Genomic DNA, 10892 nt, shown 5'->3' on the forward strand with positions numbered 1-10892 from the left:
TAAACTATGTAAGGTTATGAACAACTAATGTGTTTCTGTCCTGAATAAAGTATAATTTTTGGTTAAAGATAATAAAAGTATCTGAACCAATTCCACTTAATCCGCGGGCAAGGTGCTTATTTAATTTTGGTTTGCCGTGCAGGTCAAAAACGCTCAGCATATTATCCGTTTTTGAGTTTGCGGCAGTGGTATAATAACTAACAACGATGTATTCTCCTGCTTCAGCATACTCAATGCCGCCCATAGGCTCTACGTGTAACTGTTGTCTCAGAAAATCAGCCACCTCCGCAAAATATTTTTCACCTTCCAGGTACAGCATCGGGTAAGTGCAGTGCTGGTAGCGCGCTCTGCTATAGTTTGCTACTTCTTCCGCACCGCGTACCAGCGACACATTTTGCCTGACTATAGTTCCGGAATCTGGTTGCAATTGCACAAGTGTTTTTTGTTCGGGCTCCAGGGCCAGTACACCGGTTGCTGCAATGCCGTAAAAAGCCAGTTCGGGTTGCTCCCAGGCCAGTTTACCTGTTTCGGAACTATAGGCGAAAATGCCCTTATGCTCGCCCACCTGCCGGTTGCCGTAGCCATGCAGCAACAGTAAACTTTCATGCGCATCTTCCAGCCCCAGCCACCAGTTTTTAGCAGCCGGCAAAGGTAGTTTGGTAAGCTCGTTCCGGCTTAGCTCCAGACTATAGAAATCGGCGAGCAGCAGGTCGCCGTCGCGCACTTCCAGGCCCAGCCGGTTTGCCGTGGTATCCAGGCGCAGGCGCCACACGGGGGCTCCAAAATCGTATGTATACAGTAGTGGAAGTATAACTCTTAACTTTTTACTATATTCAGGCAAAATAGCACTTCTTCACCCGCAAAATTATGAAATCTGAGGCAAACCACCGGCACTTTATTCTATGTTACCTGCTTCCGCTGCTACTGTTGCTGCCAGCTATAGTTCAGGCACAGCAGCAGAAAGTATTGCTGATGGAAATAAAGGCAGAGATAGACCCGCGCACCAACCGTTACACCGAGCTGGCCCTGAACCACGCTACCGAAATAAAAGCCGACCACGTTCTACTGGTACTCGATACTTTTGGCGGCGCTCTGAACGATGCGGATGAGATCAGAAAACGCATACTGGAATACCCGAAACCGGTGTATGTGTTCATCAATAAAAATGCGGCATCGGCGGGTGCTTTAATATCCCTGGCCTCCGACAGCATTTACATGGCGCCGGGCGCAAACATCGGGGCGGCAACAGTAGTAAGTGCCAGCGGCGAAGCGGCTCCCGGCAAATACCAGAGCTATATGCGCTCTATAATGCGCTCTACAGCCGAGGCGCAGGGCCGCAACCCGCACCTGGCCGAAGCCATGGTGGAAGCCAGTGTAGACAGTACCCTCTCTGCCGGACAGGTACTGACCTTAACGACAACCGAAGCTATAAAATATGGCTTTTGCGATGGCGTGGCAACCAACGTGGAGCAGGTATTGCAGCAACTTAACCTGCAGGATGCCGAAGTGGTGAAATACGAGCTTAGCACCTCCAACAAGATCATCTCTTTCTTCCTGAACCCGGTCATCAGTGGTGTTCTGCTGTTGCTGATCATGGGAGGGTTATACTATGAGCTGCAGTCGCCAGGCATTGGATTTCCGCTGGCGGTAGCGGTGCTGGCTGGCATTTTATACCTGACGCCTTACTACCTGAACGGCCTGGCCGAGAATTGGGAGATACTGCTTTTTATAGCGGGACTTATACTGATCGGTGTGGAAGTGCTGGTCATACCGGGCTTTGGTGTAACGGGCATCAGTGGTATTATCCTGGTGTTTGTATCGCTGGTGCTGGTAATGGTAAACAACGAGAACTTCGACTTTACGTTTGTGCCATCCAGCGCCCTGATGCAGAGCCTGATATCGGTGTTGCTGGGCATGGTAGGCTCCGTGGTGCTGGTAGCGCTTACCTGGAACCGCTTTGCCGCCAGCCGTACCATGCAGCGCGTTATCCTGCACGATTCGTTCCAGGGCTCCGAAGGGTATCGTTCGTCTGCCGATGCCTCGCACCTGGTAGGTAAAACCGGCATTGCCCATACCCGTATGACCCCAACCGGACGCGTCATGATCGACGACACTCTTTATGACGCACAGGCCCGCGAAGGCTACATCGAAAAAGGCGAAACAGTACAAGTAATAGACCACAGCACCTTCGCCCTCCGGGTAAAAAAGGTCTGATGACTCAATGACTGTATTGTTAAATGGCTGTATTGTTAAATTGTTGATCATTAACCGAGGCTACTCATTATTAGACTTTCTAACTTTTTAACCTCCCAACTTTCTAACTTCTTAAACTCTCTAACTCCTAAACTTCCATGAAGCTTTCCTTACTTGCAGCTATAGTTTCGGCATCGGCGCTGTTGGCATCCTGCTCCCAGAAAAACATGAACTCCAAAGATCAGACAATCACAAAAGAAGCCCAGCTGGAATGGTCGGGAGAATACATGGTGGATGGCTGCGGCTTTAAACTGACCATAGACGGCAAAGACTATAAGCCTGAAGATGAAGCAACTATAGACGATTCGTTTAAAGTGGAGGAAGGTACTGTGCCCGTTAAGGTTACCTATACCGAAACCGGCGAGACAATTGACCGGCGCTGTGGACTTTCTACGCAGGATCGTTCTATGCCGGGCATCCGGATCATTTCTATTGAAAAACTATAATAGTTTGCTTTAGCAGGACAAGCGGTCGGGTTTTAAAGGAATACTGCCCGGATTACCTATAAAAGGGAACACTTCCGTATATTTGGGCTGCAACTATAACCTGTAAACTATGGACGTACTCGGCATTATCCCGGCCCGCTTTGCTTCAACCCGATTTCCGGGAAAACCCCTCACCGATATCAACGGCAAAACCATGATCCGGCGAGTATACGAACAGGCTTCGGCATCGGGACTGGCAGAAGTTATAGTTGCCACCGACGACGACCGTATTTACAACCACGTAACAGGTTTTGGCGGCAAGGCAATAATGACCGCCGAGCATCACCAGAGCGGCACTGACCGCTGCTTCGAAGCCTACAAGCTGCACGACAAGCCTTACGAATACATCGTCAACATACAGGGCGACGAACCTTTTATAAAGCCGGAGCAGATAGACCTGGTAGCCAGTTGTTTTCAACGTCCGGGCACCCAGTTGGCCACGCTTGTAAAAAAGATAAAATCAGAGGAAGAACTATTCAACGTGAACGCGCCTAAAGTAGTGCTCAGCACCTCCGGCGATGCGTTGTACTTCAGCCGCCAACCTATTCCTTATTGCCGCAACGTGCCCCAGGACATCTGGCACAAACAGCACACCTACTACAAGCACATCGGCATTTACGGGTACCGAGCCGATATTTTAGAGCAGATCACGCAATTGCCGCCATCGGCGCTGGAACTGGCCGAATCGCTGGAGCAGTTGCGCTGGCTGGAGAACGGCTTTAAGATTACCACCGCCCTCACCGAGTTCGAAACAATAGGTATCGACTCGCCCGAGGACCTGCAGCGGGTAATGAATAATTTATAATGGGTAATTATTGATGTTCAGAATTACTTAGTCATTATTATTAATTAATCATTAGAAATGCGAAACTATAGTTTGCTGCGGTTTCTGAAGCTGAATGTGTATTTCTTCCTGATGTATAGTTTGCTGACGGCTGTGTGGTATGGCATTACCGGGAAGTTTGAAGAGAACCCCACCGGAACTATAGGTGAGGTGTTTTTTACAGCAGCTGTATTTTCACTGCTCTTCAGCCTGGCTATAGTTATTTGGTTTCGTCGTGAGGAACGCCGCATTCCGGTTAAGGGCCTGTCGGTAAAAGAGCTGGATAAGAAACTTGCCCGGATAGGTTACCAACGCGTGCAGGGCAAGTCAAAACAAACTATAAGCTACAAACCCGAACCACCTAAAGCATCAGCCCTGGCCGGTAAAATTTTTGTACAGCAGTCTGTTAACTTCTACCACCTGCACGGCCCCGCAAGGTATCTTAAACAGATCGGGAATCTATAGTTTCTAAAGTGGCGAATGGATCGTTGGCTTCAAACTCTGACCCAAAAGCAGGGCCAGGCAGCCTGTAAAAACCCCGAACACTGCAATAAAGCAAAATCAAGTCAGGGACTAACATTCACTCATTCAAAATTAAAACTCAGCCCCCTACACGCTTTGCTTTGTAACCGGCTGCCTGCAGGGTTTGCAGCACTTTGTCCCTGAAATCGCCCTGGATAAGTATTTCGCCATCTTTGGCAGAACCACCAACACCGCATTTGTTCTTCAGCATTTTGCCAAGTTCTTTCAGGTCCTCATCGGTGCCTACAAAGCCTTCCACCAGTGTTACCTGCTTACCTCCGCGCGCTTTTTTATCGAGCATCACTTTCAGGTTCTGTTGCTGCGGCGGCAGTGTTTCGGCTTCATTTTCCTGTTCGTACTGGTACTCAAAATCAGAGCTTGTAGAGTAAACAACTCCCTGGCGGCCTTTCTTATTTTTATCTTTCATGGTTTTAATTTTGAATAACTGAATTTTGAATAACAGAATAGCTAAGCAATATTCATTACGCAGGTATAAGTACCTTCAGCGATAGCGGGTTTATTTTTACCTCAAACTGATTCTCTTTTCCTTTGAACTCGCCGTCTACATGAAACATCATAGGTACTTCAGTTTCTACGCGCACTTCGGTGGTTTTAAAATACTCTGCGCTATGTGGGTTTGCCAGCTGTCTGGTCAGCATACAGTAGCTCAGATTCAGGGCTTTCACAAAGTCCAGCTGCCGGATCAGGCACACATCCAGTAAACCATCCTGAATATCGGCGAGGGGCGCGATGTAGGCATTGTTACCGTACTGCGCAGCGTTGGCAAAGGCCAGTACAAAACAGTCGGTTTGTAGTTCCTTCTCGTTCAGCCATACTTTTACGGGCAGGTGTTTGTAGGCCCTCACCTCTTTCAGTACCAGTTCTACATACGTTTTCAGGCCGCGGCGCTTATTTCCGGCAAAAACCGACGAGATGTACGCATCAAACCCAATACCCGCTGTGGTAAAAAAGGGCATGTCGTTTATAGTTCCGCTATCAATACGCGTTATCTTGCCTGTACTCAGCATTTTAATAGCACTGTTGAGCTGCAGCGGAATATGCAGGTGGCGGGCCAAACCGTTGCCTGAGCCTTTGGGAAGTATGGCCAGGGCCGTATCGGTGTGTCGTAATCCGCGGGCTACTTCGTTTACAGTGCCATCTCCGCCTACAGCCACCACAATGCTATAGTTGGCAGCGGCAGCGGCGGCAGCCAGTTCTGTGGCGTGGCCGGCATAATCGGTGTACACAATATCGTGGTCCAGCTTCCCGTGGTCCAGGTAAAGTTTTATGCGTGCAGCCACATCTACCTTGCTACGGGTACCCGAAACAGGATTTATAATAAACCGGACGCGCGGACGTGTGCTCATGCTGCTTGCTAAAGTATAACTACAAAAGTAACCGTTACAGCTGTAAACAAAAAACCCGGCTACACTTGTATAGCCGGGCTTAGTATGAAACAGGAATTGTATTTTAGATCTGGTAAGTCAGTACCGGGCGACTGGTGTGGTTTACCAGGTCTTCGGCTATACTACCGCTCAGCAGGTGCGCCAGTCCGGTGCGTCCGTGCGTTGCCATCATAATCATATCGGCGTTGATATCTTCAGCAAAATGCAGGATGCCATCTTCTTCTATCGTATCGTTGTAAATATTGATGGTATAGTTGTGTAGACCATATTTTTCGGCCACGTGTGCCAGCTTGCTGCGCAGATTGCTGCTCGACTCAAAAGCGCCCGGCGTGTTGATGTAAACCAGGTGCAGGCGCGCCCCGAATAGCTGCTGAAAATACTTGAACGCATCCATGGCCTTGCTTATCTCGCGTCTGAAGTTAGAAGCCAGCACAATCTCTCTGATCTCAAAGTCTGTCTGTCGCTGCTTTATAGTCAGCACCGGGCAGTTGGCAGTGCGCACTACCTTCTCTGTGTTAGATCCGATCAGGAACTCATCCAGCCCGCTTGATCCTTTAGAGCCCATTACCACCAGGTCTACCTTATCGTCTTCAATAACACGCTTTATTTTGCTCACCACATTGTCCACATCTACTTCCTGCACTACCTCTACACCGGCGTGGTCGGTTATGGCCAGCAGTTTTGTCATACTTCCCTTTGTGGTTTCGAGCAGACGGATAACATACAGCTGTTCCATGTTGTCGTGGTAAGTAGCATCGCCGGTTGCACTAAAACTGGTCGTACCGGGCACATCCACCACGTGCAGCAGTTTTATGGCGGCTCCGGTTCGGCGGGCTATGTTAATGGCTACTTCAAAGGCGTATTGTGCCTGTTCTGAGAAATCTGTCGGTACAAGTATGCGTCTCATGGTGTTGGGATTTATGGGGTTTTGTTTGTACAAAAGTATACCAATGCTTTTAGCAGAAGTATGATATATATCAATTTAATAATTTATTTATATCATACTTCTATATACGCACTTAAAAAACGAAAGCCCACCAGATGGCGGGCTTCGTGTAAACTATAGTTTTGTCCGTAACTACGCTCCGAGCTTGGCGATCAGGTCAGCAGCACGGTTAGAGTAACCGGTTTCGTTGTCGTACCAGCCAACAACTTTCACAAGGGTCTCGTTTGCTGATGTCATCTCTGCATCAAAGATACAAGAGTGTGCGTTACCAACGATGTCGATAGAAACGATAGGATCTTCAGTATACTCCAGGATGCCTTTCATTTCGCCTTCCGCCGCTTTTTTCATCGCTGCGTTTATCTCTTCTTTGGTAGCTGGTCTTTTCAGAACGCAGGTAAGGTCCGTCAGAGAGCCATCCGGAATAGGAACGCGCATAGCAACGCCATCCAGTTTGCCTTTCAGGTGCGGCAATACCAGACCAACTGCTTTAGCAGCGCCTGTTGATGTCGGGATGATAGAGTAAGCAGCTGCACGTGCTCTTCTCAGGTCGCTGTGCGGAGAATCCTGCAGGCTCTGGTCAGAGGTGTAAGCGTGTACAGTGGTAATATAGCCCTTCTCGATGCCGAATGTATCGTCCAGCACTTTTGCCATTGGAGCAAGGCAGTTAGTAGTACAAGATGCGTTAGAAACGATCTTTTCATCACCTTTCAGGATGTCTTCGTTCACGCCCAGTACTACCGTAGGGATGTTGCCTTTTGCAGGTGCAGAGATAACTACTTTTTTAGCACCGGCTTCCAGGTGTCCGCTGGCACCCTGCTCATCTACAAAGCGACCTGTAGACTCCAGCACTACATCCACGCCAAGCTGACCCCAAGGCAGGTTTTTCGGATCACGCTCTGCCGTAATTCTGATCTCACGACCATTCACGATGATGCCGTTTTCCGTAGCTTCTACAGTACCGTTAAACTTGCCGTGTACGGAGTCATACTTCAGCAGGTGTGCAAGGGTTTTGGTATTGGTCAGGTCGTTGATAGCAACTACTTCTACATTCTCCTTCTGAAGCAGAGCCTTAAAAGTAAGTCTGCCGATACGGCCAAAACCGTTAATTGCAACTTTAATTTTAGACATGGTATCTATATTTGGTAAGATGAATGAAATGGTAAGTAAATGTGGTGCGAAGTTACGATTAGCATTAAGGAAAACCAATAATTTTTTCTACCCTGAAAATAAGGCGCTTACAAGTATTTACGTTTTTTTTGACCTCAAATGTTTTGCAAAACACTTTTGTCACCTATATTTGCATCGTCGTTCAGGAAATAACCGACACATACCACATACTGGTCCGTTCGTCTAGGGGTTAGGACTCCAGATTTTCATTCTGGCAACAGGGGTTCGATTCCCCTACGGACTACAAGTTATCATACCAAATTCAGCGAAAAGCCTGCAAATTCAATATTTGCAGGCTTTTTGCATTTTGGCACTACCGAATTATTCGGCTTTTCCTGAGAAAAAGGAGCGTGATTCGGTGCGTCATTTTAAGCTACCTTCTTAACTCACCGAATCTATCATAACTCTCTGTCGCACAAGCTGTACAGACGCTGTACATCTTGCTTTCGGCTGGCTGCAAGGCTAATTTCATTAACCTTTAAAGCTACAAAGTCATGAGTAAGCGCATCCGAATTATCTTTTACCTGAAAAAGTCCAGAAACTACACGGCAGGTCCCGTTCCCATCTATCTCCGGATCACTATTGCTGGAAAAAGAGCTGAAATATCTACTTCCAGAGAATGTTACCCCAAGGGATGGAATGCATCAGCCGGAAGAGCCATAGGCACCCGTGAAACGATACTTTCCTTGAACGCCTACCTGGACACGCTCCAACAGAAAATCTATGAAGCCCACCGCCAGCTGCTCGAACAAGGCAAAGAAGCCACGGCCAACCAGGTAAAGGCAGCCTACCTGGGCAAGCAGGAAAAAGCCTGCACCCTACTAGAAGCGCTACAGGGGCACAACCAGCGCGTGGAGGCCCTGCTGGGCTTAGAATACTCCCCTTCCACCTTTAAGGGTTATAAAACCTCCCTGCACCACATAAAGGATTTTATATTAAGTAAGTATAGGGTAAAGGATCTGGACTTGAAAAAGGTGGACTACGGCTTTGTCTCGGATTATGACTTTTATTTGCGTAGTACCTGCAGGTGCTCCAACAACTCCACCTTAAAGTACATCAAGCTGCTCAAGAAAGTAATCAGGGAGTGCCTGCACCAGGGCCTGCTGGATCGGGATCCCTTCCTGCACTACAAAGGAAAGGTAAAGCAGCTGGAGCGGGTCTACCTGACAGAAGAAGAGCTGGAGAAGATAGCTGCCAAGGAGATGATCACCGAGCGACTCTCGCAGGTCAGGGACATCTTCCTGTTCTGCTGCCTGACAGGCCTTGCCTACACCGACGTGCAACAACTAGCCAAGGAAAACATTATAAAGGGAGTGGACGGAGAAACGTGGCTCTCTGTACAGCGACAGAAGACCGGCACCCCCACCCGCCTGCCCCTGCTGCCTGCTGCTAGAATAATACTGGACAGGTACCAGCAGCACCCCCAGTGCCTGTACAAGAACAGGTTGCTACCCGTGCTGAGCAACCAGAAAATGAACGCTTACCTGAAAGAAATCATGGACGTGTGCGGCATCAACAAGGCCGTCACCTTCCACACTGCCCGACACACCTTTGCTACCACTGTCACGCTGCTCAACGGGGTGCCGATGGAGAGCGTCTCGAAAATGCTCGGCCATACTTCCATTAAAACCACACAGCATTATGCCAAGGTGCTGGACCTGAAACTGAGTCAGGACATGCAGGTGCTTCGAAACAAGTATGTCCCAGAGCTGGCAGTGAATGCTGCCATCCCTTCCCCGTAGCCAGTGATGTGTATTTAGGAAAGCAACAAGGTGTCTTTCATTTTAGTATATTTGTAGAGGGCAGTATTGTTCATGCCCTCTACAAATATACATTGTCCCCTATGCGTATACAGGCTGTTGCCCGAAAGGGCCCAATGAAAGAACTGGACGAGTAGGAGGACCTGCGCTACTGGCTCAGCCGCTCCCCCCAAAGAGCGGATAGAAGCGCTTACCTTCATTGTATCTCAATACCTGAAGCCAGGGCAGCTGCTTGACAAAACCGCTGTTTCTTTCAGAAAGCTCTCCCATGGTATTCGCTACTAACTTTGAAGAATAAAACTAGACTTAGAGCTGTTTTCATACGTACAAATTGATTCTAACGTTTAGTGCAGGCTGCGAACGAGGCGTAGCCGAGAATGGAGCCTGTACCGTGTTATGAGTTTTCATATTTAAGTAGATTCGCTACTTTAGATTCAATTTCTTGAAATGACAAGCCTCTTTCTATTTTGTGGTTGTCTAGCCATGCGTTTAGATTGAATCTGCAAAAGAAGTATTCACTAACTCTTCTAGGAAAATTTGCAATTGAAGAATCGAAGTAGTCGCGGTGAATGGAGAAATGATGAGTATGTATAAATTCTCGCCAAGAATCTTTCAACTTAATTTCATCATCTGTATTAATTATCTCAATTTCTTCCATTTTTCTGTCTTCGTTTAATCTCCATCCCATTTTCAGAAGATCAATTGCTGCCATATCAGATTTGGGAGCAGCATAACCAAAGACCGTTAGCCCACTTGCATAAGAAAGATAGTGCCTTAATGCCTGCCACTGTTCATATATATATTGATCAGTATCGTAGTCTTTGGAAGTGGTAGGATAGAGTAATTGAATTCTTTGTAGTGGAGCAAGACATTTAGGACATGCTTTGCCATTAATGTCGACTATATAATGTGTTGGACATCTAGCCAATGCGACAGTGCCATGCAAAAACAGCACCTTTGGTAATTTGTTAGTTATTCTACTGACCCGCCTGTATGCCTGTACAATGAAAGGATCCCAATTGAATGTAGCTATTACATCTGATTCTCTAAGTGAAAGCAAGAGGTAACCATATATAGTTGGCTCATCGAGAATTTCCAATTCTACAAAATAGTTAAAGATGCTTTCATTTAATTCATTCAAGAAGGTAGTATTTGATTCTTCAGCAGTCAATGAACTATAAAATTCTTCAAATGTATTGTCACCTAGTTCTGCTTCATTTGCCTTCAATATTTGTTTTATTACTGGAAGCTTATTCAATTCATTCATCAATGGAATAACCTTACCATTTTTATCTCCTTTGGGCATACTTGCTTTACTTGCTCCAGCACCTAGCAGAACGACATGAACCTTGTTTTTGATTACTTTATCTACTACTGTATTCATGCTTTTCTTGCTATCTCATAACGATTAGTCTAGATGGTGTTTCGTTGGAGGATCGCTGTGCTCAGCAAGTTCCTCCAATGGCATCTAGACAGTGTTGGTCGAGGTTGTTCTCCCTTTTTCCAGGTAATGACTGTGTGTAATTTTTT

The 10892-nt window shown here is 47.2% G+C and carries 11 protein-coding genes and 1 tRNA gene; 6 read left to right on the top strand and 6 right to left on the bottom strand.

Translation table 11 applies throughout. The features are described 5' to 3' along the window. Positions 1-4: 4 nt before the first annotated feature. Positions 5-772 carry a DUF4905 domain-containing protein gene (locus H7F15_RS07220; protein WP_185196282.1) on the bottom strand — a complete coding sequence of 256 codons (768 nt, stop codon included), beginning with the start codon at positions 770-772 and terminating at the stop codon, positions 5-7. A 95-nt stretch (positions 773-867) separates the two neighbouring features. On the opposite strand from H7F15_RS07220, the gene H7F15_RS07225 reads away from it, so the two are divergent. The 4 genes from H7F15_RS07225 (at position 868) to H7F15_RS07240 (ending at position 4026) form a co-directional block, all read left to right on the top strand. Then, complete coding sequence (locus H7F15_RS07225; RefSeq protein ID WP_185196283.1) at positions 868-2214, top strand: nodulation protein NfeD; 1347 nt, start codon at positions 868-870, stop codon at positions 2212-2214. 137 nt (positions 2215-2351) lie between these two features. Continuing rightward, complete coding sequence (locus tag H7F15_RS07230; protein ID WP_185196284.1) at positions 2352-2699, top strand: hypothetical protein; 348 nt, start codon at positions 2352-2354, stop codon at positions 2697-2699. A gap of 109 nt (positions 2700-2808) precedes the next feature. Continuing rightward, positions 2809-3543: a 3-deoxy-manno-octulosonate cytidylyltransferase gene (gene kdsB, locus H7F15_RS07235; protein ID WP_185196285.1), complete on the top strand. Its 735-nt coding sequence runs from the start codon at positions 2809-2811 to the stop codon at positions 3541-3543. Positions 3544-3600: 57 nt separating this feature from the next. Further along, positions 3601-4026, top strand: coding sequence for a hypothetical protein (locus H7F15_RS07240; RefSeq protein ID WP_185196286.1), 426 nt, complete (start codon positions 3601-3603; stop codon positions 4024-4026). Positions 4027-4162: 136 nt separating this feature from the next. Here H7F15_RS07240 and H7F15_RS07245 read toward each other — a convergent pair whose 3' ends face one another. From H7F15_RS07245 to gap, 4 genes are all read right to left on the bottom strand, one after another. Further along, a complete protein-coding gene (locus H7F15_RS07245; protein WP_185196287.1) occupies positions 4163-4510 on the bottom strand; it encodes a translation initiation factor in 348 nt (115 codons plus the stop codon). Between the two features lie 55 nt (positions 4511-4565). Next, on the bottom strand, positions 4566-5450 hold the full coding sequence (locus tag H7F15_RS07250; protein WP_185196288.1) for a diacylglycerol kinase family protein: 885 nt from the start codon (positions 5448-5450) through the stop codon (positions 4566-4568). Between the two features lie 103 nt (positions 5451-5553). Continuing rightward, positions 5554-6396, bottom strand: coding sequence for a universal stress protein (locus H7F15_RS07255; RefSeq protein WP_185196289.1), 843 nt, complete (start codon positions 6394-6396; stop codon positions 5554-5556). Between the two features lie 171 nt (positions 6397-6567). Next, a complete protein-coding gene (gene gap, locus H7F15_RS07260; protein ID WP_185196290.1) occupies positions 6568-7563 on the bottom strand; it encodes a type I glyceraldehyde-3-phosphate dehydrogenase in 996 nt (331 codons plus the stop codon). A 211-nt stretch (positions 7564-7774) separates the two neighbouring features. On the opposite strand from gap, the gene H7F15_RS07265 reads away from it, so the two are divergent. Both H7F15_RS07265 and H7F15_RS07270 read left to right on the top strand, forming a co-directional pair. Beyond that, positions 7775-7846, top strand: a tRNA-Glu gene (locus H7F15_RS07265). A gap of 250 nt (positions 7847-8096) precedes the next feature. After that, a complete protein-coding gene (locus H7F15_RS07270) occupies positions 8097-9344 on the top strand; it encodes a site-specific integrase (protein ID WP_185196291.1) in 1248 nt (415 codons plus the stop codon). 412 nt (positions 9345-9756) lie between these two features. Here H7F15_RS07270 and H7F15_RS07275 read toward each other — a convergent pair whose 3' ends face one another. Continuing rightward, the gene (locus tag H7F15_RS07275; protein ID WP_185196292.1) at positions 9757-10746 is read right to left on the bottom strand and encodes a hypothetical protein; all 990 of its coding nucleotides are present in this window, start codon (positions 10744-10746) and stop codon (positions 9757-9759) included. Positions 10747-10892 lie beyond the last annotated feature (146 nt).

Origin of the sequence: Pontibacter sp. Tf4 (assembly GCF_014212495.1) — a bacterium.
Taxonomy (GTDB): Bacteria; Bacteroidota; Bacteroidia; order Cytophagales; family Hymenobacteraceae; genus Pontibacter.

Excerpts from the sequence above, each read along its gene's own strand:
- H7F15_RS07225 (WP_185196283.1), top strand. The coding sequence starts at position 868 with ATGAAATCTGAGGCAAACCACCGGCACTTTATTCTATGTTACCTGCTT.
- H7F15_RS07230 (WP_185196284.1), top strand. The coding sequence starts at position 2,352 with ATGAAGCTTTCCTTACTTGCAGCTATAGTTTCGGCATCGGCGCTGTTG.
- kdsB (WP_185196285.1), top strand. The coding sequence starts at position 2,809 with ATGGACGTACTCGGCATTATCCCGGCCCGCTTTGCTTCAACCCGATTT.
- H7F15_RS07240 (WP_185196286.1), top strand. The coding sequence starts at position 3,601 with ATGCGAAACTATAGTTTGCTGCGGTTTCTGAAGCTGAATGTGTATTTC.
- H7F15_RS07245 (WP_185196287.1), bottom strand. The coding sequence starts at position 4,510 with ATGAAAGATAAAAATAAGAAAGGCCGCCAGGGAGTTGTTTACTCTACA.
- H7F15_RS07250 (WP_185196288.1), bottom strand. The coding sequence starts at position 5,450 with ATGAGCACACGTCCGCGCGTCCGGTTTATTATAAATCCTGTTTCGGGT.
- H7F15_RS07255 (WP_185196289.1), bottom strand. The coding sequence starts at position 6,396 with ATGAGACGCATACTTGTACCGACAGATTTCTCAGAACAGGCACAATAC.
- gap (WP_185196290.1), bottom strand. The coding sequence starts at position 7,563 with ATGTCTAAAATTAAAGTTGCAATTAACGGTTTTGGCCGTATCGGCAGA.
- H7F15_RS07270 (WP_185196291.1), top strand. The coding sequence starts at position 8,097 with ATGAGTAAGCGCATCCGAATTATCTTTTACCTGAAAAAGTCCAGAAAC.
- H7F15_RS07275 (WP_185196292.1), bottom strand. The coding sequence starts at position 10,746 with ATGAATACAGTAGTAGATAAAGTAATCAAAAACAAGGTTCATGTCGTT.